The sequence below is a fragment of the Tolypothrix bouteillei VB521301 genome, from assembly GCF_000760695.4.
In the GTDB taxonomy this organism is placed as follows: Bacteria; Cyanobacteriota; Cyanobacteriia; order Cyanobacteriales; family Nostocaceae; genus Scytonema; species Scytonema bouteillei_A.
Map to the genome: position 1 here is coordinate 8,044,743 of NZ_JHEG04000001.1, position 25,977 is coordinate 8,070,719.

Here is a 25,977-nt window from a genome sequence, read left to right on the forward strand (position 1 = left end):
GTGATAAGCAGGTGTTAGATGTTGCAAGTAGGACAAGTGTTACACAATCGTTACCAACTCCAACGCCAACTTGGTAACAATGGGGTTCGCCAAACTTGGCTTGCATTGAATTTACAGGCGTCAGATGTAGAAAAAAAGCAAGTCGTCGTTAAATGTCTTGCTTTTGGTGAAACCGTGCAATGGGATGATTTAAAACTTTTTCAGAGAGAAGCGCTAGTACTTCAAAATCTACATCATCCTCAAATTCCAAAGTATATTGATGATTTTTGTGTTGGCGATGCTACAAAGCAGCCGCTAGGCGATAAGCTGGGTACAGCTTGCGCTAAGAGCGATCAGCCGGGTACGGCGGCGCTGCCATGCGATAAGCTGGGTACAGCTTGCGCTAAGAGCGATAAGCCGGGTACGGCTTGCGCCAAGGGCGATCGCATCCTGTGGTTTTGCTTGGTACAAGAATACATTCCTGGTGAGTCCCTTAAAGAATTGCTGGTTTCTGGCAAACGATTTACAGAAATCCAAGTCAAAGAAATTGCTGTTCAAGTCTTAGATATTCTCACAGAATTACACGAACTCTATCCAGCAGTGCTGCATCGCGATATCAAACCGAGCAATCTCATTTGGGGTGAAACTGGTAAAATCTATTTGGTTGATTTTGGTGCAGTTCAAGATAAAGTCTCGCCAGAGGGAGCAACTTTCACTGTAGTCGGAACTTATGGATATTCGCCTGTGGAGCAATTCGGCGGTAAGGTAGTTCCTGCATCAGATTTATATGCGTTGGGAGCGTCATTGATTCATTTGCTAACGGGAGTTTCTCCAGCAGATTTACCTCAAAGCAATTTAAAGATTCAGTTTAGCGAACGCGTTAGCTTGAGCCCGAGTTTTACAAATTGGTTGCAGAAAATGACCGAACCTGCACCAGAAAATCGATTTTCAACGGCTCGTCAAGCAATGGATGCACTCAACTCTGGTTTAGTTTTACAAGATCGAGATTTGCCAATTCCAGAAATGAGAAATAACTCTGGATGCGGTTTGAAAAATCGTGTAGAAAAAGTTCCCGAAGCAATCAAAGGTTGGAACTGGGGTGCTTTTTTAATACCTTGGCTGTGGTTGTGGCAAAATCGCGTATGGAGTGGACTGCTCTGTTTTGTACCCATAGTAGGTTTTTTGATGTCTGTTACACTTGGTATAAAGGGAAATGAATGGGCTTGGAAAAGCAGACATTGGCGCAGTATCCAACACTTTAAAGAATATCAAAGAAGCTGGGCTATTGCGGGAATTTTATTCGCAGCCCCTATAAGTATTTTGTTATGGATTAGCAGTACTGTCTTGATACTGAATGTTTTGCTACCATGAAAACTTTTCTGTCTTGAAGGGTACTAAAGTGTTCTTTCAGCTTATGTTTGGAGAATATCTAATTCAACTTGACTGAGAACTTTTGGCTTCATTTGTTGTAAATCCCGCAACACAATGTTAGCATCCTCAGTATTGAAGTTGTAGTATTCTGTTAAACTTCCTATAGGGTAATTGAATTTTTGGTAGCGATGCTTGAAATATTTTTCTACATTTCCTCGGTGTAACCAACTTCCCAGCACTTCTATATTCACTGTCTGAAAGTACTTTTTGAGATCGGATTTGATCTCTTCAATTCGTTCATCTACAGACCGCTGTGTCACTCCAATTTTATGGAGTATTTTTCCATCAACTTGAATTTTTAAGTAATAAAGAGTTGTCGAAAAAATTCTTTTCAATTGGGTGCGGTATATTCGTAAATCAACAAGCAATTCCGGTAAGTTAGATAAGTTGATAAGTTGGGCGCGTTCAGTTTTCTCTTCTAAGTCAGATAGTTTTTTTAATAGAAGTGGTTCTTGCACTTGATTAAAATGTACAAGTGGTAAACCACCAAAAGGGATTTTTCCCAATTTGGTAAATTCATAAACTGGAGGGTTGAATCCAGGTTTTTCTTGTAACAATTCCCGATATAAAAAGCTGGTAACAATCAATTCTCTAATAATAATTTGATTCTTCGAGCCATATTCCCGCCAAAGAAGCTGTAAGCGATCGAACTCCTTACCTGAAAGCTGAAGATTAAAATTTTCGTATAAAGGCAGTACGGGTATCTCCTTATTAGTCGCTGCAACAGCACGACAGGTTTCTTCAGTATGAGCAAAGTGATGCTCTTTTATCTTGCCTTTTTTAGCGGTGAGACTTCCATTACAATAGGGACACTGCAACGGAGTTTTCCCTTTTGGAACATCTTCAATACCGACTAATGCTCCATTTTTATCTACACCATACTTTAACCACATAAGAAAACCATTAATTTCACGCCACAATTACCACAAACTCAGCTGATTGGGGGGGCTATCAAGAGTATTCCAAGGTAGAGAAGGAACTTCCGCATGACTTTTTTCTAACAATTTTTGGAAGTAGCGTGCGGTGCTAGGTGACTTTTCTTCTACAGGACAGTGAACAAAAAAATAAATTTGCTTTCCTTGCTCGAGCCACTGCTTAATTTGATTGACCCACTCTTTCATAAAAGGTTGATTGACCGATAAGGTGGGATGGGAAATAAACCGAATCAAACTAAAGGATGCTGTGACGCCAAATTGTACTGGCAGTTTGGGTTTGCGCCGTTCTGATTGTATTTGAGGGTCATCATCTCCACTATAGATAGGACGCGTGTCTAACAAGACTTTACCTACGTGAAGCTTTTCCAACAATGCTGTTAAATGATGTGTCTGTGGTTCTGAAAACCAGTCCGGATGCCTGACTTCCAATGCTAAACGAGTTCCTGTCTGTTGCCATGCTTCAAGAAAAGTAGCTAAGTCATCAATTAACTTAGGTGAATAACTTGGGGGTAATTGGGCAAAGATAGGTCCGAGACGTTTACCTAAAAGGCTCATTTCTTCAAAAAATTTTAAAGCAGCAGCAATATTAGGTGTTAGCAAACCTTTGTGGGTAATATCTCTTGGCAACTTTAGGCAAAACTCAAAACCAGCAGGGGTATCTGCAGCCCAACGAGTGACAGTTTCAGCATTAGGTACGGCATAGAAAGTTGTATTGCCTTCAACAGTGGTAAAACGCCTGCTATACAATTGTAAAAATTCAGCAGAACGAGTGCCTTGGGGGTAGAGTTCACCTACCCACCCCTTATAAGCCCAAACAGCACAACCAATAAAAAATGGAGATTGACCGGACAGCACAGCCTTAGACTTTAATTTGTTCGTAGTTCATAGTACCTACGTTAGCAAAGCTTTTGTCAAATGTTTTGCAAATTGTTTCAACTTGTAGCGTTTGGGTGTAAGGTATAAGGGAGTACAAAATCGATTTACACCGAAAGAAAGAATCCCAAATTATTAAAATTTGTAAAGATAGTAGGTAAAGAATAAGGTGTTAGGTCAATTATTTGTAGGTGTGCCATGTCTGATACCAGTCGAGATAACAAACAATCTATAGGTGTAGATATTTGGAAGAATATAGATCCTGAGAAAATCAAGCAGAGAATTGACAAAATTTCTGCTAAGTTAGAAGCGGTTATACGTAAAAATAGCACACTGTAACTGGGTCGTTGCAGGTTATCAAGTCAGTTTCAAAATTAAATTGAAAATCCTCTTTGGCTCTCATTCAAAACTCCTATTTGATTGTTGAAATATACGTTAGACGGTAAGCGGGCGAGTTTTGCCGCCCTGGAAACGAGCGTAATAGCTATCGGCAGAACAACTCTATGCCTTGACAATAAATAACTGACTGGTTACTATTGCAATATGGCAAGAAACCCAACCATTACCCAGTCCCAGATTCTTGAAGCTGCCCGAGCAGTCTTCCTCGAACAGGGGTTCAGCGCTACCACGGCGGATGTTGCAAATCGTGCAGGCATCTCAAGTGCTAGTATCTTCAAGCACTTTCCAACTAAAGAATCCTTGTTCTTTGCTGCAATGTCAGATACGCCTCGCGATCGCATTTGGACAGCAGAACTCGAAGCTGAAATTGGACAGGGAGATCCTCGATCTGACCTGCTAAAAATCGCTTTACGGATTGCATCTTACTCAGAAGAGTTATTACCGCGAATGATGCTGGCGTGGTCAATACGGCAACCTGGGGAGATCGTCAAACCGCCAGGAATAGAACCCGATTTTACCGCGATCGCTGCGTATATCGGGCGTGAGATGGCGCTCGGACGGATTGTGCGGGGCGACCCAATTATCCCGGCTATGACTTTACTGCATACTGTCGTTGGCTTCACTATGAGCCAAACTTTGCAAAACACGACTGTTTCCCTAGACACCAGCACCTTTCTTGAGGAGTTTGTCAATTTGCTGTGGCGAGGACTCGATCCTAACCTACAAACAGCAAGATAGTTTTTTTTTGACTTAATAATAACTAATCAGTTAGTTATAAATAACTCCGCTCCCATAAAACGCTCTCGAACCCTTACCAAACCTTTATTCAGTTCCAAACAACCACTATGACAACAACCTACCCAAACATCACCCTTGAACAAGTTGATATTACCTCACCCAGTTTCAGAGCTAATCCATTCCCAACTTTCAAACGCTGGCGAGATACTCAACCCGTTGTGCCAGTCCAAGCCTTTGGGGAACGAGCCTGGATTGTTACCCGCTACAACGATGTGCTAGCTACTCTCACAGATGAACGCCTCGTCAAAGACCGCCGCAATGCTCCATCTCCCAATAAAAAGCAACAACAAATGTGGATACCGGGATTCATCAAGCCCCTTCAAACTAATATGCTTGACACCGACACACCCGATCATTCCCGGTTGCGTTCTTTGGTACATCAGGCGTTCATGCCACGCCTGATTGCACAAATGCAAATCCGTATTCATCTCCTCGCGCACGAGCTGCTCGATCGCGTGCAAGCCAAAGGCGAAATGGATTTAATTCGTGACTTTGCACTGCCAATCCCAATGGTTGTCATTAGCGAAATACTCGGCGTAGCCGAACGGGATCGGGAAGCTTTTCACCGTTGGTCAAACGTCATGGTTAGCGTAAGCAAACCTATTGACGGTCTTCTTGCCATCCCCAGTTTGTATCAATTCATTAGGTTTCTGCGCCGACTTTTCCGCGAACATCGTTTAAATCCCCAAGATGACTTAACCAGCGCCCTACTCCAAGCGGAATCAGAAGGCTCAAAATTATCTGAAGACGAATTGATTGGTATGGTCGGACTCTTGCTAAGTGCCGGTCACGAAACCACAGTCAATTTAATTGGTAATGGCGTGCTGGCGTTGCTAACACACCCTACAGAACTCGATCGCTTACGCAACGAGCCCACACTGATGAGATCTGCGATCGAAGAACTTGTGAGATACACACCCCCAGTGTTGTTCGCCACAACACGCTATGCCCGTGAAGATCTGGAGATCGCTGGAACGCTTGTTCCCAAAGGCGAGTTGGTGCTTGCTGCACTTGGCTCGGCTAATCATGATGAATCACAATTTGAGAATCCAGAAACGCTAATGCTAGACCGACAAAACAATAAACACGTTGGTTTTGGATCTGGCATACACTACTGCCTTGGCGCACCTCTCGCACGGCTTGAGTCCAACGTTGCGTTCCAAGTGCTGTTCGAGCGTTTGCCAAATATTCGGCTCGCCGTCAAGCCCGAAAATCTGCGTTGGCGTTCTGGTCTGATTACCCGAGGAGTCAAAGCAATTCCCGTCAAGTTCTGAATGGATACCCAGTTGCATTTAACAATACCTTTGCCAATTTCTCAAAAGCCCTACAGACTGGAAGTCTGTGGCTACATAAATGTTGCCCACGCAGGTGGGCTTTGTTTGTACAGCCCTACTCTTCCAGAGTGAGGGCATTTTGGCAAAGGTATTGATTTAAGTATCTTTATTGATGGGCAAGCAGACAGTAAAGCAGGTTCTTCCAGGTACGGACTCAACTATAATAGTTCCGTGATGTCGATTTTCCACAATTCTTCTAGCGGTTTCCAAACCCAAACCTGACCCTTTACCGACAGGCTTAGTCGTGAAAAATGGCTCAAAAATCCGAGATTGTATATCCGCGAGAATGCCCGAACCTGAGTCAATAACTTCAACGAGGACGCGATGTCCTTTAGATAAAGTTTTGATTTCTAAAATACCTTGACCGTTCATTGCATATAACGCATTATCGATAAGATTTGTCCAAACTTGGTTTAATTCACTGCCATAAGCTGAGATTTTGGGAAGGGATGGATCGTAAGAACGCTTTACCGCAATACCCTCTTTTAATTTGTGGGAGAATAACTGTAATGTATCTTCTATCCCTTCATGAATGTCGATGATTTGTTGTGCGCCTCGGTCAAGATAGGAGTAGGATTTCATTGCGGTTACCAATGTATCGATCCTTTCGGCTCCACGCAATCCGCTACGTATCATAGATGTTACCTCAAATGATAGTGCCAGCCAGCGAATCCCCAAATCCCGGAGTTCCGTAGTTGTATTTCGCCAAGGTTGGGTCAGTTTCTCAAGAATCTCTACCTTTATACCTGCTGATGCTAGAGGTGTTGCTAGTTTCCACGCCTGCTCAACTCCATAATTTTCCAACCATTCTAAAAGCTCATCTTCGCGATCGCTTAACGTAATGGGGTCAACCAAATCGTTAACAATAGAATCTACTCCAGCATCTCTCACGTCCAGCCATTGCTGAGTATGTTCGGGGTCTGCGCGTTGTTGTCCGTAAATCAAGTTCATCCGCTCTAGCTCTCGGACTGCGGGAATCATCCCATTGAGCGATCGCACCAGAGCGGCGGCTGGGTTGTTAATTTCATGAGCTAATCCTGCTGCTAGAGTTCCCAATGCAGCCATCTTTTCACGGGTGCGAATAAAAGACTCCAAACCCCGCATTCGCCGTTCAAAGGTGCGAAAAATAACTCTTTCAAAATCACGGCATTCATGTAGCAGTGAGAGAAAGTCACCAGCTGCGAGTTTATATAGCTTGCAAGCTGTGATGGCTCGCATAGTTACTGCCATTGGTTCTTCCGTCAAAACTGGGACTTCTCCAAAAAAATTAGGAGCACTGTGTTGACCGATGGGCATTTCAACGCGATCGCTCATGCGAGTAATGCTCATTCTTCCCTTAGCCAAGATAAACACGCCTGTGGTACTGTCAGCATCACCTTCATGAATGAGGGGTTCTCCCTGATGCAAATCGATGGGTTCCACGCGATCGCATACCCATTCCAATTGCTTTGGTGTAAGCTGTCGAAAGGCGTCTAGTTTCAGTAAATCATCAACGCACAGCATAACAAGCTATCTCCCCGTTCATCAAGATGATTTGCTATCCAACACACTTAACTGCCGCTCGGTTTGCAACCTTAACAAAAGACTCCAGACCTCTTGTTATGATAAAGCATGAGTTAAAATAAAAGATAGAAAATATGTCATGGGTAGAATTAAGCCTCAATATCACACACGAGGCTGTTGATTGGGTTTGTACACTGCTAGCTGCAACCCACTACACAGATGAGATTTATGTAACTCAATATACTCATTTAGATACAAACCTTCCAATCAATCCAGATGTCATACAACCCCAATGGGCGTTTACAATCCGTCTCTACCTAGCTAGCGATACATACATAGAAGAAATTGCTGACTCTCTCTTATCCTTGCAACGAGCCAGACTGTGCAGCCCTCTTCAAGAAGCTCTTGTAGAGAAAAAACCTCAGTTGGGAGGAGTTAACTCTATAATTAACCGTATTGGACAGCGCTTTGTCGTCCTGACACCCGAAACCCCCTACACGCCCACATCTGACGAAATTGTCTTGCGACTCAAAACCAATCTTGCCTTCGGCAGTGGTTTGCATCCGACAACCATTCTTAATCTGCGGCTCCTCGAACGCCACGTAGTCCCTAAGATGAACGTTCTCGATGTTGGTTCTGGCTCCGGGATTTTGAGTATCGCCATGGCAAAACTTGGAGCATCTGTTTTGGCAGTAGATAACGATAGTATTGCCGTGCAATCCACTCAAGATGCTGTCAATCGCAATGAGGTAGAGCAACAAGTCACAGTTATGCGAGGAAGCCTCGGACGCGGTAGTGAATTGGGGCATTGGATGGGCATTGGTACTGTTGATAATGTGTCAACTATCCAGGAAACACAAACCTTTGACTTGATTACCGCAAATATCCTTGCACGGATACACATTACCCTTGCCCCAGATTACCGACAAGCTTTACGTCGGGATGCGATGCGATCGGGTCTGTTGATTGCGTCAGGTTTTGATACAGACTATGAGGATGCGGTAACTGCAACTTTTACAGAAGTTGGATTTGAAGCGATCGATAAGGAACAATTGGATGAATGGGTTGCTATTGCTTACCAGCTCAAAGAATAGTTGTGCTGCTCGATAAAGTCTACCCAAAGTACCTATACGTAAATAAATACCCTCCCATGCTTGTACTGAAGTTGCGGACACGCATTATTTAGGACTTATAGTAAAAGCTTTACGATAATCAATATTTACTAGGGCTGTTTTTACTGGTGGGTATGTCATTACTAGTGGTCCATCGCATAAATTCTCATAGGTAAGTGAACGCACTACCCACTCTCGTTTTATCTCGTTCCCAGGCTGAGCCTGGGAACGAGGTGGCAGCCTATCAAAATTAATGGGACAAACCAGTAGGTATGTTTTTACTAGGGCTGTTTTTGATGATTGTTCTTACTGGTGGGTATGTCATTTACTAGGGCTGTTTTGACCAAAGTACGTACCAGATTGTTCTCTACATTTACTAGGGCTATTTTTCATACCCACCAGTAATGATTGACAAACATATGATAAAAAGCTCAAACAAATTGAATATAAGATTCTTTTAGGTTCGCAGTTGGGCTTTAGTGCTAAAGCCCAACTGCGAACATTTTCTCCAAGCCTGACAGTTTTCATATTGATAACGCTAGTTATACCAATTTTCTATGAAGATGCTACAATTAGCCTGCCGTCCACCCTTCTAGGGTGAGGGCAATAATGTGCAACTTCACATAGAATTGGTATTCGTTAAAAATTAATATTTTGATTTCATGTATTCAACTCCCGGAGCCACAACTTTTTGCCAAGCTTTCCCAATTAATTCCTGATAATCATCATTTTCCTGACACAAAGGATCGAATTCAAGGACTGTATCAATCAAAGCATTGACAAAGTCTGTATATAAATTTTTGGGAATATCATGCTTGGTATGACTGTGCATTTCAGCAATACGGCTGAGAACATTGGGTTCTTCTTGCTCGTTTTCCTGGGGAAATCGCTCATTGTGTTCGTAATATGCAAATAATAAAACAATAGCTTCTTTTAGCTGCTGATGTTGGTGATTCCAACGCCCTTCAGCCTCAAGAGAAAGAAACTTTTGTGCAGCATGAGGACAAAATTGTGTCAAAAATTTATGATAGAAAGTTTTGAAAAACTTTTTATCAAAATCTGCATCACTCGTACACCTTGCATAACTTTCCTTTGCTGTGTTCAAATAAAAACTAACACCACGAATAATTTTTAACGCATCCTCAAGTGTTTCATAACGATTTGCTGGATCGCGTGATGTCATCTTAAGAATGGCTTTTTCAAAGATAGTAGGACATCCATGGCATTTGTCTGTTATTGAGATGAGAGACTTAAATGCTTTATCACCATTTTTCTTTAAGTCTTTAATATCCTTTATGGTAGGTGGTAATTGACCTGTGAGAAGTTCATATGCTAAAAGACCGAGACTGTACTGATCGGATTGATCGGGTGTAGAAGAATCGATTGATACTTTACTAAAATTTTCAGGAAGTAAGTACGCTAAATCTTCTAAAATGGCTTGCTTTCCATAAGTTTTTGACTTCCGCTCGAGTTCTTCTAAAATTCGATTGGGAGAAAAATCTTTACACAAGTCTAAGGGCGAAATAAAAGGCTCATATTCATTCTCCTTACAAAGAAGCATAATTGTTGATGGCTTGATATTTCCATAAATATTTTTTAGTTCTCTGGCTCGAACAAGTGTATCTCCAATCTTTAATATGAGTTTGCTGACTACAGTAAATGGTAGTTTACCTTTATCTGTTAACGTTTGTCGGATGGTTTCCCCATCAATAAATTGCAGAATACAGTAATGAGGTTGTGTTTCTAAATACGCATCATAAATAGTAATAAAGTTTGCTTCATTGGAAATATTAACTGCCTTTCTAAGGCTTGCATCAAAATCTACTTGTAAATCTTCACGTGCTAAGACTTTGATAGCTACATTCCGTTCCAACGTGCGATCGTATGCTTTATATACTGGAGCAACACTACTTTGAATAATTTTTCCTAATATTTGATATCTGGGCTCTACAAGTTTGTTAAATTCAATTAATGATAAATCCTCTGAGGTATCTTTGTTGATTGCTGAAGAATTAATTTTCAATACTGGAGCTTCGTTTTCTCCTAAATGAATGAGTCGATTGCGGGCTAAATTAAAGGCAAATTTTATACTTTCTCCACTTCCGATAGCATCATAAAATGTGACAGCAAAATCAATAGCCGCTCTATCTCCAACAGACTCATGCATACCAATCACATAATTAACGTATTGGCTAATAGCATTAGCTTGTACTTCTGAGTAACAAGCATTTAATACCACACACTCTACACCCTTAGTAGCAAATTCCTTAAACAAACCAGCAAGCTCATCTGCTGGTAAAAAAGCTGGTTGTCCCGTGTCATTTTCTAACACGATCCCATCTTCCCCAGATCCATGTCCGCTAAAGTGAACGATTTGGGGTTGATAATCTAGAATCGCTCGATAAAAATCATCAATCCTTACAGCCAACTCCATTTCTAGTTTAAACTGCTCGCGCTTCTTTGCACGCCTCAATGCCTCGCCAATTTCCCTGACTTCTTCACTGCCTTCTAACCGAGTTGTACCTTTTGGATTGGCAGATAGTATTAAAATTGTTTTAATAGATACGTTGTTGCTCATAAGACAGCCGAGTTAAAAGTATTTTTAGTAAAAACTTTATTTAATCTTAAACAATCACTACAAGTACTGACGGTATTTTTTCGGTTATGTTGCAAAAATCTACTACAAGCAAAAACCGAGATTATATTGCTAAGACTGTAGGGATGATTGGTATGAAGCAATAAACATCCCTGGTGAAAATTAAACCAAATCATTTTCTGGTTTGGGACTTGCTAGGCTATACGTACAGCAACAATTTTGGCAATTACAATCGAGCGATCGCAGCTTACGAACAAGCAATCAAACTCAAACCAGATTATTTATTAGCCATAGTTGAGGAAGATAACACTTTTTATGATTTGCAACGTTAGGAATATTAGGAATAGCACTTAATAGTTGAAAGCAAGCAGCCACAGTCCGTCCTCTAATCAGTGACAAGTGGTCTTCTACATCAATTTTAAGGGGCTCCAGAAATTTTGTACCACCTCGTTCCCAGATAGCGACGTTCAGAAATTCGCTCTGGTTCTGTGCAACCAATTCCAGGAATTGCTTGGTAAATTCAAAAGTTCATCACGAGTGTAAACGACCGTGTAACCCTTACTTTTTGCCAGTTCTATCAAATTCAATCCATCAGTACGTTGGGCTTGTTCTGCAGTTGTGTGTCTTCCTACAGTTCCTTTGGGAAGATACCATGCTTCGCCACCTCCCAAAATCACATCTGCACCTGACTCAACAATTTGTTTGGTAATTTCATCAAAATTACGGCGGCTTGCTGATTTGGCTAAAAATGCACCTGTTCCAGGTTCGGGAATAATACCGGAGTTAACGATCGCAGTTGCTTTTCCTGCGGCTATAGCTTCCTGCATAATAGTCTTAGGTTTACCGGAAGCTGCTACCACTGGTTTACCCGCTTCATCTAAGCCATAGGAGTCTGCATTCACCTTCACTCCTGTTGCATGAGTAACTGCACCTGCATTGGAAGTTGCTGTCAGTTGGTTTTTCATGTGTCCGAGGTATACAGCGAGATTGGACATCTTATCCCAATTCAGTCTCCCATCAGGACCGTAGTGAAGCATTCGGGCTGCACCCCAATGAGATGCACTCGTACCATCAGGATGAATGAATATGACATTACCCTGACGCGAACCAGTCTTGGCTGTAGGTATTGCAGCACAACCCACCATAACTATCAGAGTCACGAGCGCTAAATCAACAACAAATTTTCTGTTAATTTTTTGTACCGCTTTGAAATTTAATTGCATATACTTTAATTTAAGTCAATAACCTAAAGTTATAGATGCCAATTCCATAATTATGTCCTATTAGCGTGCTTTTACGGCACAAGGTTAGCTGCAAAGTGAATTTTCAGTATAAATTCTGAAGCCAAATATCCGTAATACTTGCTACCCTGAATGCGAAGCATGGTGTGTTTTTGACAATAGACTGAATGTTAGAACTTTCAAAAATTTTTTTTGCTTATACTGAATTTATTCCACACGGTCATTGCTATCTCTGGAAGCCAGAGTTAGTGGAACTGCATCTTTTATCGGACTGCTTAATTGCACTTGCTTATTATTCAATTCCCATCACCCTAGTGTATTTTGTCCGCAAGCGTCAGGACTTACCGTTCAATCAGGTATTTCTGCTATTTGGAACATTTATTATTGCTTGTGGCACAAGCCATATTATGGAGGTGTGGACGCTCTGGTATCCCACCTACTGGTTAAGTGGTTGTGTCAAGGCTATTACTGCTATTGCATCACTTTATACAGCTATTGAAATTATCCCGATGGTGCCCAAGGCACTTGCTCTTCCGAGCCCCGCACAATTAGAAGCAGCAAACCGCGAACTAGAGCGTGAAATTGGCGAACGCAAACAAATAGAAGAGGCGTTAAAAGAAAGTCAAACAAAATATAAAACCCTGTTTGAAATCTTTCCTATTGGTATCTCTATTACCGATGAAGTAGGACAAGTGGTAGAAGTCAATCCAGCTTCTGAGAAAATTTTAGGCATATCTAGCTCCGAACATACAGCACGTAAATATGATGCGTCTGAGTGGGTTTGCATTCGTCTCAATAAAACCCCCATGCCACCCCAAGAGTTTGCCAGTGTGAGAGCGCTTACAGAAAAGCGAGTTGTGGAAAATGTAGAGATGGGAATCGTCAAACCAAATGGTGAGACTACTTGGATTAGCGTTACGGCTTCACCGATTCCCCTTCCCGGCTATGGTGTGGCAATTGCTTATGTTGATATTACTAAGCGTCAGCTTGCAAAAGAAGCCCTGCGGCAGAGCGAATCAACACTGCGTAGCTTTTTCAACAGTAGCTCAATGATGATGGGTATTGTTGAACTGTATGATAATGATATCTTGCATCTTTCTGATAATTTAGAATCAGCCAAGTTCTTCGGTAGAACTCCCGAAGAAATGCAAAATCGGTTCAGCAGTGACATGGGCTCGTCCCAAGCAACCCGACAACTGTGGATGAACCATTACCAAAAGGCAAACGATCTTCAAGCACCCGTGCGATTTGAATATATTCAAGAGACTCCTACGGGTTCTAAATGGTTCTCTGTTAGCGTTTGCCCGATCGCAATTGGTCCTAACGGTCGTCCGAGATTTTCTTATATAGTCGAGGATATTAGCGATCGCAAACAAAGCGAAGCCGTCCTACAGCAAGCACTCTCCGAAGCTGAAACGGCATCAATTGCCAAAAGTCGGTTCTTATCCAACATGAGCCACGAACTGAGAACACCACTCAACGCTATTCTCGGTTTTAGCCAGTTGATGGCTCGCAGTCATTCGCTTTGCCCCAAGGACAAAGAACAACTACAAATTATCAATCGCAGTGGCGAACATTTGCTAAATCTCATTAACGACATTTTGTCAATGTCTAAAATTGAAGCAGGTCAAATCACTCTTAATGAAAATAGCTTTGACTTGTTTGAGCTACTGAACGACATTCAAAAGATGCTCCAGTTTAAAGCTAGTGTCAAAAATTTAAATTTTATCTTTGAACGATCGGCAGACATTCCCCAATACGTGCGAACTGATGAAAGTAAGTTGCGCCAAGTCTTAATTAACTTATTAGAAAACGCCATTAAATTTACTAACAAAGGCGGTGTGATTTTGCGAGTGAGTTCGGAAACAGGAGACTTGCAATTGAAAACTAAGAGTTTCTTATCTCCAATCGCTAATCCCCAATACCAAATCAAGTTTGCAGTCGAAGATACTGGACCTGGAATGGAACAACAGGAAATAGCTACTTTGTTTGAGCCCTTTTTCCAAACAGAAACAGGTCGTCAATCAATGCAAGGAACGGGTTTGGGTTTAGCTATTAGCCGAGAATATGTGCGTTTGATGGGAGGAAACATCACCGTTAACAGCCAAGTAGGTAAGGGAACAAGTTTTATATTTGATGTAGTAGTTAGCAAAACGACTATCGACGATAATAAAATTTCATCTACCAGCAAGCGAGTTATTGGGCTTCAACCCAACCAACCAACCTATCGCATTTTAGTTGTGGATGATATAGATGAGAGCCGCCTGCTACTCGTTAAATTGCTAGAACCGTTGGGATTTCAAGTGTATCAAGCAGTTAACGGTTCTGACGCACTGGCTTTGTGGTCAACGTGGGAACCGCATCTTATTTGGATGGATATGCGAATGCCAGTGATGAATGGTTATGAGGTTACCAGACAAATTAAAGCAACAAACAAAGGTCCGTCTACCGTTATTATTGCCTTAACTGCTAGTGCATTTGAAGAAGAGCGATCGCAAATTTTGTCTGCGGGCTGTGATGACTTCGTGCGTAAACCTTTTCAAGAAGCAGTATTGTTTGACATCATGGCTCGGCACTTGGGAGTGCGTTATATCTATGAAGAAGAGAATCATCTCGTCTCACCACAACCTGCAGCCACATTTAAGCAACTGACTGCTGAAGATCTAAGTGTTATGCCTCCTGAATGGATAGAACAGCTACACCATGCAGTGTTGTGCGCTAATGACGAGATAATATTAGACTTAATCGAGCAAATTCCAGAGAAGGAATCTTCTTTAGCTCAAGTTCTCACGGATTTGGTCAATAATTTTCGTCTAGATATGCTCTTGGAACTATCTCAGCAGTTTGTTAATACGCAATTATGAGTCACTTCGATAAAAGTATAGTCTAATACAAAACTTTTGCGACAGACCACTAGTGGTTGTTTACAAACTGGAAACAATGAGCTCTTGCTATTGGATGAAGCAATGTAACAAAAGTGCCACGATAATAAATTTATAGAGAGGTAGTATCCCTACCCCAGTTGTTAGTACGGTTAAGAGCAATTCATGCAAACAATTGACAAAAAAAAGTCAACAAAAAAAGCGTGGGCAAAAGCCCTAGCCCAACCAGCCAAAGAATTTCCACAAACTCCACTGCAAATCCTATCTGGCAAAATTCCTGAAGGTTTGCGGGGTACACTCTACCGTAACGGTCCTGCAAGATTGCAACGCAACGGTCTTCAGATGGGACATTGGTTTGATGGTGATGGAGCCATTCTTGCCGTACATTTTACAGATTCAGGGGCGACTGGGCTATATCGCTACGTACAAACGGTTGGTTATCAAGAAGAAGAAGCAAAAGATCGTTTGCTTTATGGCAATTATGGCATGACTGCACCCGGACCGATATGGAATCAATGGTTGAAACCGATTAAGAACGCTGCTAATACTAGTGTACTGGCATTGCCCGATAAACTTTTGGCATTGTGGGAAGGTGGTAAACCTCACGGTCTTGATTTGCAAACTTTGGCAACTCTCGGTGAAGATGATTTAGGTGCGTTAACGGTGGGAATGCCTTATTCTGCTCACTACAAGCGCGATCCGCAGACAGGGGAAATTTTTAACTTTGGCGTCACTCCAGGATTAAATGCAATCTTAAATATTTATAGAAGCGATAAGTCGGGTAAAATTGTCCAAAAAGCATCGCACGCCCTAGATGGAGTTCCATTGGTGCATGATTTTGTTTTTGCAGGGCAATATCTTGTCTTTTGTATTCCCCCCGTGCGGCTTAACCTTTTGCCGACCGCTATAGGCTTGAGTGATTTTGGTCATGCTTTGCAGTGGCAATCAAACAAGGGAACCCAAATTTTAGTCGTTGACCGTCACACATTGCAAGTGGTGAGTCGCGGTGAAGCAGAACCGTGGTATCAGTGGCATTTTGCTAACGGCTATGTAGATGCTGGTGGAGCGGTTATTGTAGATATAGTCAGGTATCCCGATTTTCAGACTAACCAGTATTTAAGAGAAGTCGCAACGGGAGAGACTCATACTTTAGCAGTCAGTACATTGTGGAGAATGTGCCTCGATCCTTTGACGGGTAAAGTCAAAGCAATGGCAGAAATTATGGATCGTCATTGTGAGTTCCCTGTGGTACCGCCACAACACCAGGGACAAGCTAGCAGTCAAACTTATCTCACCGTACAGCGTACTGGAGTCGATTCTCGAAAAGAAATCTTTGGTGCGATCGCCCGTTTTGACCACAAAACTGATACTTTAACGGTTGCTGATAGTGGTGAAAATCGCTATTGTTCCGAAGCCATTTACGCTCCAGATTCCCAAAATCCCGACAAAGGTTGGGTCATCACAGTTGTGTATGATGGGAATTGCGATAAGCTGGGTACAGCTTGCGCCAAAGGCGATCGCAGTGAAGTTTGGATTTATGACGCAGATGGTTTAGACAAAGAACCTGCGTGCAAATTGGAATTACCAAGCGTTATTCCCCACAGTTTCCACGGTACGTGGAAACCTGCATAGCTAGCTCCATGAAGGTAGTAGAGAAAACCGCCTTTAAAAGGCGGTTTCAGCGTGCAAACCATAGAATTTTCTCTATTCTCTCTGAAATTTTTAATTATGACTTCAAACTTTTGACATAATTAAGGGTAATTTTACATATAAATATTTCTTATGTATAAATCGGAGAAATGGAGTTGGGGATTGGCGAATTCCCCAGGTAGGGTGGGGCATTGCCCACCCTACATTTAACTAAAAGTCACCACACTACGAATGGATTCGCCTTCATGCATCAACTGTAAAGCGTCATTGATACGTTCCACAGGCATCACATGAGTAATGAGATCGTCGATGTTAATTTTGCCCTGCATATACCAATCCACAATTTTTGGCACATCAGTACGCCCTCTTGCTCCACCAAATGCCGAACCTTTCCATACCCGCCCCGTTACAAGTTGAAAAGGACGAGTACTAATTTCCTGACCTGCACCTGCAACACCAATAATGACGCTGACACCCCAACCTTTATGGCAACATTCCAATGCTTGGCGCATGACGTTTACATTGCCAATGCATTCAAAACTGTAATCAGCACCACCCTTAGTTAAATCAACGAGATAGGGAACTAAGTCACCCTCAACTTCTTTTGGATTGACGAAGTGAGTCATGCCAAACTTTTCCGCCAAAGCTTTTTTCTTGGGGTTAATATCGACTCCCACGATTGTATTGGCTCCTACCATCCTTGCAGCTTGGATGACATTTAAACCAATTCCACCCAAACCAAAAACCACGACATTGGCTCCTGGTTCTACTTTAGCTGTATTGATGACAGCACCAATACCCGTTGTTACACCACACCCAATATAACAGACCTTATCAAAAGGTGCGTCCTCACGAATTTTTGCTACAGCTATTTCTGGCAAGACTGTATAATTGGCAAACGTAGATGTGCCCATGTAATGGTGAATCATTTGCCCATCAATTGAAAAGCGGCTGGTACCATCGGGCATAACACCACGTCCTTGTGTCGCACGAATTGCCTGACAGAGATTTGTTTTCATGCTCAGACAATATTCGCACTGGCGGCATTCTGGGGTGTATAAAGGAATAACATGGTCACCAGGCTTAACACTAGTGACACCTTCCCCTACTTCCACAACCACCCCAGCACCTTCATGTCCCAAAATTGCTGGAAATAAACCTTCGGGATCGGCACCAGAAAGGGTATATGCATCGGTATGGCAAACGCCACTGGCTTTAATTTCAACCATCACTTCCCCCGCACGGGGTCCATCAAGTTGAACGGTTTCAATTGTTAACGGCTTATTAGCTCCGTGAGCCACTGCTGCTTTAACTTCCAAGTTGAGCCTTCCTGTATCAGCTATACTAACTCACTTGAGTTTACTCAACCGCAGATGACTTCATATCTTTTTTTAAAATTCTTCTAGCGTACTGGAGGCAAGATTCTGACGACTGACTCCTTTGTTCTTTTTTTAAGTGGCAATTGGTTTGAAGTTTTGAAAATCTTGGTTAAGACCAAGTCCCCAACCATCAGGTGATGACTTATCAGAGTTACCGCCAACATAACATCAACAGCCCTATAAAGAAGCGCGATCGCACTTAAATTTAGTGGTTGAATTTGTAATTTTTCACTGCTGTCTCGCTGACCCAGTACCAGAAAGACAATCAAGGGGATTGTTTTTAAAAGCACCAGGTCGTCCTTTACCTGAACACAGCCAAACAAAGTCTGCAAGAGCTTTAAGTCGATTTTTCAATCAATACCGCTGGTTAACACGGGATACAATTCGCACAGTTCGTCACTGTGTACTTCGACAAGTTTTATCGTTATATATAAGATGGATAGAATTTTGCTATAAAAACTCTGCAACTCTTCTGGGACTGCGGATATGTTAAGTTTTCTATCATAGGCAAAGAAAACACTGAGGGTGTAGCGCATGAAAGACTCCATTAACCGCAATGGGTTGGAAATAACAGAAACTGTATCTGTAGCGGGTTCTGTCGCTGGGTCAGTATTTGCAGTTTTTTCCCAGCAGCTGATCTATGCGGTTGCGCCCCTGAGTTTAGCCCTCTCGCTGAGCCTGATCAACCGACGCCGATTTGAGCAGGGCTTACAGGAGAATATAACTGCTGTCTCGTCTGAAATGGGCACTCGCGTCACACACGTAGATCGGCAACTGTCAGCACAGATGGAATCGGTACGCACCTCAGTTGAAACTCTGTCTGCTGTCCCAATACCAGCACCCTTTGACCCCACTAACCTGGAGCAACAGATTGAGGAACTGAAAACAGCACTTATCCACACAAAACAGATTACCAGCCAGAGTGCCACCAAGCAGGAAATCGAAGACTTTAACCAGAAAATTAAGCAGTTGCAAGCTTCTATAAGCTCGTTAACAGAGGCATTTAACCAGCGCTCGGAGCTACAGCAAATAGAACACTTAAGCCAAAGCACCGCACAACTGCAACAGCAGGTTTCAGCACTGTCGCCAATACCAGCACCGTTTGACCCTACCGGGCTAGAGCAACAAATTCAGCAGTTACAAGCTTCTATGAGCTCGTTAACAGAGGCATTTAACCAGCGCTCGGAGCTACAGAAAATAGAAGACTTAAACCAAAGCAGCACCCAACTGCAAGAGCAGGTTTCAGCACTGCCGCCAATACCAGCACCGTTTGACCCCACCGGGCTAGAGCAACAAATTCAGCAGTTGCAAGCTTGTGTGAGCTCGTTAACAGAGGCATTTAACCAGCGCTCGGAGCTACAGCAAATAGAAGACTTAAGCCAAAGCACCGCACAACTGCAACAGCAGGTTTCAGCACTGCCGCCAATACCAGCACCGTTTGACCCTACCGGGCTAGAGCAACAAATTCAGCAGTTGCAAGCTTCTATAAGCTCGTTAACAGAGGCATTTAACCAGCGCTCGGAGCTACAGCAAATAGAACACTTAAACCAAAGCACCGCACAACTGCAACAGCAGGTTTCAGCACTGCCGCCAATACCAGCGCCGTTTGACCCCACCGGGCTAGAGCAACAAATTCAGCAGTTGCAAGCTTGTGTGAGCTCGTTAACAGAGGCATTTAACCAGCGCTCGGAGCTACAGCAAATAGAACGCTTAAGCCAAAGCACCGCACAACTGCAACAGCAGGTTTCAGCACTGCCGCCAATACCAGCACCGTTTGACCCCACCGGGCTAGAGCAACAAATTCAGCAGTTGCAAGCTTCTATGAGCTCGTTAACAGAGGCATTTAACCAGCGCTTGGAGCTACAGCAAATAGAACGCTTAAGCCAAAGCAGCACCGCCCAACTGCAAGAACAGGTTTCAGCACTGCCGCCAATACCAGCACCGTTTGACCCCACCGGGCTAGAGCAACAAATTCAGCAGTTGCAAGCTTGTGTGAGCTCGTTAACAGAGGCATTTAACCAGCGCTCGGAGCTACAGCAAATAGAACACTTAAGCCAAAACACCGCCCAACTGCAACAGCAGGTTTCAGCGCTGCCGCCAATACCAGCACCGTTTGACCCCACCGGGCTAGAGCAACAAATTCAGCAGTTGCAAGCTTGTGTGAGCTCGTTAACAGAGGCATTTAACCAGCGCTCGGAGCTACAGCAAATAGAACGCTTAAGCCAAAGCACCGCACAACTGCAAGAGCAGGTTTCAGCACTGCCGCCAATACCAGCGCCGTTTGACCCTACCGGGCTAGAGCAACAAATTCAGCAGTTGCAAGCTTGTGTGAGCTCGTTAACAGAGGCATTTAACCAGCGCTCGGAGCTACAGCAGGGAACTGCTAAAAGCGATCGCACAACTGTGCCCACGCAAGAGCAGTCGTCTGAACTATCCCCAATAACACATCGGGTTGCTTCCTCAAACGGAAGGCAATTGACAACCAGTCTGAAAAATCAACGCTTAAGTGTAGAAGCACTCATGGCGATGGCTGAGGCTCATGGCATTGGCAAAGAATTTCAGATGGTGATACAAGCAGCTAAGAAACACCATCTTACACTGAATCCGTGGCCTACTAACCTGATGATTAGTCCTGCGGCTCACTTGCTATGTACTGCGCGAAGAAATTCCTCTCAATGCCTGTTTATTATTTCGGGACAGCCTGCGATGGATGGAAAAGTCCGACTATGGGTATCAACACATACGATTGCTGAATTTTATCCGGTTAGCCAACAAACTGTCACATCCCTCCTGGGATTTGATGGGTGGCGCGAGATGGATAAGGTACAGATAGAGGAGTTCGTCGCTAGTCTGAATCGGTTATTTGAAGAAGCCAGCGTTTAATTCAAACCAGGCAAAGTTGAGAAGCCTGGACTTTAATTAGCGCTATGAACCACTTGACATCTCCCCTGGTTGAAACACAGGGGATTTTAAACCTGCAAAACCACCAGGCAGGTGCCGTCGCGTGCATTCCAGAGCCGAATCGTTTGGTCATCACTGCCACTCGCCAGCATTTGACCATCGGGGCTAAACGCGATCGCCCAAACCCGACTGATTTTGGAAGCAGCAATTCTTGGACTTCTGTCGCCCATCGCAGAATTTCTGCCCCAAACCCTTGATTTGCCGTTGTCCTTGTGACAGTTGCTCGAGGAGAGAACGCGGGTTTGGGACTATAACTCGAAGTCCATAGACTAAGTTGTCGTCCTTGCAACTCCTGCGGCACTTCCAAAATTCCCATTGCTGTATTAACGCCTTCAGGCTTTGCTCTAAATTCCGTCCCATCTGCAAATTTTAGACTATTTGCAGTACTTCCAATCAACGAACCACCTATATCTAAGCGAGCATTGGCACCAAACACAATGCCATTCGGATTCCACACCCAGCCGCATCACCGTCCACGAATATCCCGACCGTACTGTTACACCACCGCAGTTATCTGTGGAGGTTTTGTACTGTATTCAGCAATTTTTTTTGTATCCCGATGGAACTTTTCCAGCCACTGAAATCCCATTCCCCAGCACCATAACGCTGCAACAACTCCTTAACAGTTATCCTCATCTACTTACCTCCGCACTAATCAAGCTGTGAAGTTAATGCTATGCTATGTTGATAGCATTATCGTCAGCAAATTCGCTATCAAGGTTAGTCAACGTTGAAATCTCCATCAAAACAGTCCCCACCCAGTCAAATGCTCCGCGTCCCCACCGTGCTGATTCCGGTGGTGAAGGAGTTGGCTCGACTCCATAGGGAAGGTCATACGAAAGCCCTGCTTCAAGGGTTGCAGGATTTGATAACAAATATTGATAGCAATAGCGATAGCGATTTTGGGACGGATAGTGAAGCAGTAAGACAGTTAGTCGAAAGGGTAGAGGAATTGGAATCCCGATTGACTGACTTAAATCGCGATACCGATAGCAAATCGATAGCGAAGTTAGAGAAATCCTTGGGCAGTTTAGAACAGAAGCTAGAAGCGGTTACACTGAAGATCACCATACTCGAAGGAGCCGTTGTACAGAAACAATACGGTCAAAGAAAGGGATACAGAACACCGTATAACAATCCCTACGTCGTACAGCAGCCTCTCGAACTTCAGCCCTTTACTGAAGAAAATTTAGCTCGCCGATTGGCAGTTGAGGTATCCACCCTAATCAAACAAAGGAAAAATTTGAGCGAAGTCGAGTTTGAGAAGTGGTCTCGAGGTCGGGATACAAGTAAAACGGGTTGGCGCTATAAAGATGATGGTTTGTATCATCCAATCAGCCAGTAAATCACTTTCAACAAAGCGATCGCCCTTGGCGCAAGCTGTACCCAGCTTATCGCGAAGCGCAAGCTGTACTCAGCTTATCGCCCTTATGCGTAGGTTTTGGAATGCAATAAGCAACGTGATACGACTGAAGTTATACCGCCCCCATTCACCAGTCACCTAATAGAATTGCAACAAAGTACAGTTTTTATCAATCGTTTCTAGCAGTTTACATCTATAGCTACTCTATATCTAAATTTCACCTTTAACTTAATAAATTATCAAATTCATCATTTCTTTCACAAATATAAAAACTTGCTAGACAATATAGACATTCTGTCAAACCAGCTATTCTTGGTTTTTCAACTATTGAAAATTTTTTACATTTTGGACAGACAGTTGTATACTTTCTGCAATGTTTTGTGGAAAGTACGAGAATGCCTAAGTACTTCTGTTTTCTCAATCAGGCTTTCTACTGACAATAGTACGATGACGGGGATCGCTAGCCACGGTAATGGGTTGAGCAAAACCTACATCTGACAATGTTTTTTCAATATCAAAAGTGTAGTAGTCATCGCTCCAGGGTTCGGTGCTTTTCATCAACGTAAATAGAACTGGTGGCAGGTTTTGGATCACCTGGGATTTTGGATTATTATCTACCAATGCAATCGCCCCACCAGGTCGCAGCAGCCGCAGAGCTTCTGCGAAAATTGCTTTGCTAGCATAGCCTGGAAGTTCATGGGTAACAAACTGGAGTGTCACCAAATCGAAGGAGTTATCTAAGAGTTTTGTATCTTCGGCTTGGGCGTGAATCCATTCCGCTATCTCATCATTGACATCCAAATGGCGAGCGACAGTGAGCATATACGGCGACAAATCAAGACCCACTGTACGTACAGGATGCTCCTGCTTTTGTTGATAGTAACGGTGTAGTGCCAGGGTAGAAATACCCACGGAGCAACCGATGTCTAAGATATCCCGCACTTCAGAAGGCCCATAGGTTGCAAGAACTTGATGAAAGCTACCTCGTAAGCGTGCATGAGCAACCGAGCAAGTCAAGTTTTCTTTCGGCCAAACCCGTAACGCCATTGAGTAAGTAGCTGACTCCGTTTCAAAAGCCGCGTCCCAGCAAAGATTGCCCTCAGTGTAAGCATGGAAAGGAACTTTGTAGTAGTCAGGATAAACAATATCGGGGTTAGTCACCTTTGCCAGTTGTTGTTTGACTCCCGATGATTTGAGTGCTTCGTAGTTTTTGCGCCAAGGAATGCCGTTTTTTTCAGCAGTTTTGATGAGTACAAGCCTTGCTTGGTGTTTCATCAATTTATAGATGGGTTTAGTCTGGATTAGGAGATTGACGAACTTGGAGAGCATATTTTCTCCGGCCCAGTCTGGTTTTAGTTTGTTGTTCATCGGCTTGCAAAAAATAAAGGCAAAAGCACTAAGTAGATAGGTGGAAACTAATATAACTATCAGGGTTATCAGTTACCCATGTCATTAAATAAAACTGGCTAAACTAAGATTTAATGGGGCTCGATAGCTATTATTATATTGGTTTGTCTCTCTTTTTTAGAGGACTTATATATTTTTTAAATTTTTTGTCCAAAGTCCAAAAAAGCGAGTCCGCTTGTAATGTGATTTTGTTGGCGAATTCATCGAAACCGTAAATTGACGAGCGAAAAACTATGAGATTTTAGGGATTTCGGCTATACTGCCGGAGCGCAGATTTCAGATGCTCCATCAGTCTCAAACTGTTGAATTTCAATCAAATAAGCATCGGGAACGCGCAAAAACAGTGGTATATTTTATACTTTGTGTTAAATGCAGGCGGTTTTTCAAATTTTACACCGCGTTGCTTGAGGTATTCGTACCACTGGTCTACAAGCTGGGTCACAATGGTAAAGATCACCCCCGTTCGTGCAGCGTCGTCCTCCTTTGTTGCAGTCTCGTTCTTTTGGCACAAGCCCAAATATCCAGAACTACTTATATATTTTGTGTTTACTGGTTAAAGAATTGGGTTTTAAAAAGTATCATATTTACATTCTTTCTGATGATATCTTGCTGCTATTTCTTCTGCTTTTTCATACACAACTAATGGGTTTCTAAGCATATCGCCTGGTTCATTCTCTAAATCACTAGTTGAGAGTGACACGCGCTCTTTGTCAACATCAATCCAGACAATTATTGCTCTAACCCAGTCCCCAACTTGAAAAACCAACTCTGGGTGCTCAACAGGCTGTTGGGAAATTGTGGCGGTAGATAATAGTGCATAATACCCACCAATATCAACAAAGACACCGTAGGAGCGAATTCGACAAATACTACCATCTACCAGTTGACCAAGTTTTAGCGTTTTGAATCTTGCTTTTGCTAAAGCAGCACGATTTAATGGTGTTCGTCTTTCGATAGAATTCTCATGCAGTCCAGATTTTTTGTTTAGCTCAATTCTTCGCTTCTCATACCAACTTGCATCTAATTCATCTAAAGCAAGATCGATTGGTATATTTTTGTAGAAGCTGACCAATGCGTAGGCTTCTGTGCGCCGATCGTTAGCTGTTAAATCTATAGCCCATAACATTGCATCGTGTAAATTTACCAGCCATTGTTGTTTTAGTGTTAGTTGGTTCCATACAATTTCACGTCCGGTTTCGCTACCTCTGTCACGTCCTCCCCCGTACATTGCCAAACGTTTTTGCCAATTTTGACCCCTAATATTACCCGGCTTGAGCAAAGCTTGCCAATTTGTATTGCTCAAATTATCAAGCAGCGACCATTGTGATGGTTGATACTCATCTTTCAGAAATTTGACGATCCCATCATGAAAAGCTTCAATCAATTCACAACGTTCAGTAGTAATCTTGAGACGTGTCGTAGTATCGATACCGCACATCCACGGCTCTATATGGAATTGCACAAGTAGATCGCTCAAACGCTCAGCTATCAGCTCTACTCCATGACCTTCCTCATCTATTATCATTTTTGCAGGTAGTTGAGAGCCTCGAATTTGCCCCAGCCAGATGTACAGTTCTTGATAAGGATCGAAAGTAGATGATGTCCAAATTTGAGTGCAAATATCATCGGCTTCTATACCAAGCAAAATCCATCCTCTGAGAATACCTTCATTCTTAGATTGCTTAAGGGTCACTCTCATTGATTCAAAACAATATATCGAGATCGCTTATAGACAAAACCAATTTAGCATCGTCAAAGCTACACACAAATTATGAAGTATTTTTTTTAACATTTTCTTTCTGGATGAGTAATAAGGCTATTTTAGGTGCGGTTGTACCTAAAAGGTTCAATGATAAGCAGCTAAACCCTTCAAATAGACTTACAAAGGACGTCCATTGGTGACATACATTATCGGAAGATTTCCGTCGCGCTGTACTAGTGCTTGTCGATCTGAAAATTGCTGTAAGCTTAACCGTATACTGTACTATATATTTTTTATCAAATTTGTATCTTTATTCTACAGACGAGAACAGTTATAAAGAAAGTACTGCTGTACGATATCGTGATTCACTAGTTACAGTGGTAGAGAAGTGGCAGTGTGGCTCTTGGCAAACTTCTTCTGTCAGCAGCAACC

At 42.8% G+C, this 25,977-nt stretch carries 19 protein-coding genes and 2 pseudogenes; 10 read left to right on the forward strand and 11 right to left on the reverse strand.

The window, feature by feature from the left end:
• The first annotated feature begins 18 nt into the window (after positions 1 to 18).
• On the forward strand, positions 19 to 1,350 hold the full coding sequence (locus HC643_RS32935) for a serine/threonine protein kinase (protein ID WP_038080909.1): 1,332 nt from the start codon (positions 19 to 21) through the stop codon (positions 1,348 to 1,350).
• Between the two features lie 41 nt (positions 1,351 to 1,391).
• Here HC643_RS32935 and HC643_RS32940 read toward each other — a convergent pair whose 3' ends face one another.
• Entirely contained in the window at positions 1,392 to 2,303 is a 912-nt protein-coding gene (locus HC643_RS32940) for a GIY-YIG nuclease family protein (protein WP_038080928.1), read from the reverse strand.
• A 27-nt stretch (positions 2,304 to 2,330) separates the two neighbouring features.
• A complete protein-coding gene (locus HC643_RS32945) occupies positions 2,331 to 3,200 on the reverse strand; it encodes a DUF72 domain-containing protein (protein ID WP_082051868.1) in 870 nt (289 codons plus the stop codon).
• Between the two features lie 216 nt (positions 3,201 to 3,416).
• Between HC643_RS32945 and HC643_RS32950 the strand changes: the two genes are divergently transcribed.
• The 3 genes from HC643_RS32950 (at position 3,417) to HC643_RS32960 (ending at position 5,689) form a co-directional block, all read left to right on the forward strand.
• Positions 3,417 to 3,557, forward strand: coding sequence for a hypothetical protein (locus HC643_RS32950; protein WP_153021423.1), 141 nt, complete (start codon positions 3,417 to 3,419; stop codon positions 3,555 to 3,557).
• Between the two features lie 204 nt (positions 3,558 to 3,761).
• Positions 3,762 to 4,355, forward strand: a complete 594-nt coding sequence (locus HC643_RS32955; RefSeq protein ID WP_038080910.1) for a TetR/AcrR family transcriptional regulator — start codon at positions 3,762 to 3,764, stop codon at positions 4,353 to 4,355.
• 107 nt (positions 4,356 to 4,462) lie between these two features.
• A complete protein-coding gene (locus HC643_RS32960) occupies positions 4,463 to 5,689 on the forward strand; it encodes a cytochrome P450 family protein (RefSeq protein ID WP_038080912.1) in 1,227 nt (408 codons plus the stop codon).
• Between the two features lie 156 nt (positions 5,690 to 5,845).
• On the opposite strand, the gene HC643_RS32965 is transcribed toward HC643_RS32960, so the two are convergent.
• Entirely contained in the window at positions 5,846 to 7,252 is a 1,407-nt protein-coding gene (locus HC643_RS32965) for an ATP-binding protein (protein ID WP_038080913.1), read from the reverse strand.
• A 134-nt stretch (positions 7,253 to 7,386) separates the two neighbouring features.
• Between HC643_RS32965 and HC643_RS32970 the strand changes: the two genes are divergently transcribed.
• Positions 7,387 to 8,346: a 50S ribosomal protein L11 methyltransferase gene (locus tag HC643_RS32970; RefSeq protein ID WP_038080914.1), complete on the forward strand. Its 960-nt coding sequence runs from the start codon at positions 7,387 to 7,389 to the stop codon at positions 8,344 to 8,346.
• 664 nt (positions 8,347 to 9,010) lie between these two features.
• On the opposite strand, the gene HC643_RS32975 is transcribed toward HC643_RS32970, so the two are convergent.
• Positions 9,011 to 10,942 carry a protein kinase domain-containing protein gene (locus HC643_RS32975; protein ID WP_167844796.1) on the reverse strand — a complete coding sequence of 644 codons (1,932 nt, stop codon included), beginning with the start codon at positions 10,940 to 10,942 and terminating at the stop codon, positions 9,011 to 9,013.
• A 173-nt stretch (positions 10,943 to 11,115) separates the two neighbouring features.
• On the opposite strand from HC643_RS32975, the gene HC643_RS32980 reads away from it, so the two are divergent.
• Positions 11,116 to 11,292 carry a hypothetical protein gene (locus HC643_RS32980; protein ID WP_162002200.1) on the forward strand — a complete coding sequence of 59 codons (177 nt, stop codon included), beginning with the start codon at positions 11,116 to 11,118 and terminating at the stop codon, positions 11,290 to 11,292.
• 171 nt (positions 11,293 to 11,463) lie between these two features.
• On the opposite strand, the pseudogene HC643_RS32985 reads toward HC643_RS32980, so the two are convergent.
• Positions 11,464 to 12,105, reverse strand: a pseudogene (locus HC643_RS32985) (alkaline phosphatase); the annotation flags it as partial.
• Positions 12,106 to 12,368: 263 nt separating this feature from the next.
• On the opposite strand from HC643_RS32985, the gene HC643_RS32990 reads away from it, so the two are divergent.
• Together HC643_RS32990 and HC643_RS32995 are read left to right on the forward strand one after the other, a co-directional pair.
• Complete coding sequence (locus HC643_RS32990; protein WP_137986559.1) at positions 12,369 to 15,065, forward strand: PAS domain-containing hybrid sensor histidine kinase/response regulator; 2,697 nt, start codon at positions 12,369 to 12,371, stop codon at positions 15,063 to 15,065.
• 183 nt (positions 15,066 to 15,248) lie between these two features.
• Positions 15,249 to 16,715, forward strand: coding sequence for a carotenoid oxygenase family protein (locus tag HC643_RS32995; RefSeq protein WP_038080915.1), 1,467 nt, complete (start codon positions 15,249 to 15,251; stop codon positions 16,713 to 16,715).
• 224 nt (positions 16,716 to 16,939) lie between these two features.
• On the opposite strand, the gene HC643_RS33000 is transcribed toward HC643_RS32995, so the two are convergent.
• Positions 16,940 to 18,052 (reverse strand): S-(hydroxymethyl)glutathione dehydrogenase/class III alcohol dehydrogenase, encoded by a 1,113-nt coding sequence (locus HC643_RS33000; protein WP_038080916.1) that lies wholly within the window; start codon positions 18,050 to 18,052, stop codon positions 16,940 to 16,942.
• An 83-nt stretch (positions 18,053 to 18,135) separates the two neighbouring features.
• On the reverse strand, positions 18,136 to 18,402 hold the full coding sequence (locus HC643_RS33005) for a hypothetical protein (RefSeq protein WP_137986558.1): 267 nt from the start codon (positions 18,400 to 18,402) through the stop codon (positions 18,136 to 18,138).
• A 244-nt stretch (positions 18,403 to 18,646) separates the two neighbouring features.
• Between HC643_RS33005 and HC643_RS33010 the strand changes: the two genes are divergently transcribed.
• Positions 18,647 to 20,995 carry an ATP-binding protein gene (locus HC643_RS33010; RefSeq protein WP_167844797.1) on the forward strand — a complete coding sequence of 783 codons (2,349 nt, stop codon included), beginning with the start codon at positions 18,647 to 18,649 and terminating at the stop codon, positions 20,993 to 20,995.
• A 418-nt stretch (positions 20,996 to 21,413) separates the two neighbouring features.
• Here HC643_RS33010 and HC643_RS42450 read toward each other — a convergent pair.
• A pseudogene (locus tag HC643_RS42450) lies at positions 21,414 to 21,524 on the reverse strand (two-partner secretion domain-containing protein); the annotation flags it as partial.
• A 59-nt stretch (positions 21,525 to 21,583) separates the two neighbouring features.
• Entirely contained in the window at positions 21,584 to 21,709 is a 126-nt protein-coding gene (locus HC643_RS42255) for a hypothetical protein (protein WP_272900007.1), read from the reverse strand.
• 94 nt (positions 21,710 to 21,803) lie between these two features.
• Between HC643_RS42255 and HC643_RS33025 the strand changes: the two genes are divergently transcribed.
• Entirely contained in the window at positions 21,804 to 22,418 is a 615-nt protein-coding gene (locus tag HC643_RS33025; RefSeq protein WP_167844798.1) for a GPO family capsid scaffolding protein, read from the forward strand.
• A 435-nt stretch (positions 22,419 to 22,853) separates the two neighbouring features.
• Here the strand turns inward: HC643_RS33025 and HC643_RS33030 are convergent, their stop codons facing one another.
• Both HC643_RS33030 and HC643_RS33035 read right to left on the reverse strand, forming a co-directional pair.
• A complete protein-coding gene (locus HC643_RS33030) occupies positions 22,854 to 23,804 on the reverse strand; it encodes a class I SAM-dependent methyltransferase (protein WP_038080437.1) in 951 nt (316 codons plus the stop codon).
• 607 nt (positions 23,805 to 24,411) lie between these two features.
• Complete coding sequence (locus HC643_RS33035) at positions 24,412 to 25,542, reverse strand: S1 RNA-binding domain-containing protein (RefSeq protein ID WP_038080436.1); 1,131 nt, start codon at positions 25,540 to 25,542, stop codon at positions 24,412 to 24,414.
• Positions 25,543 to 25,977: the final 435 nt, after the last annotated feature.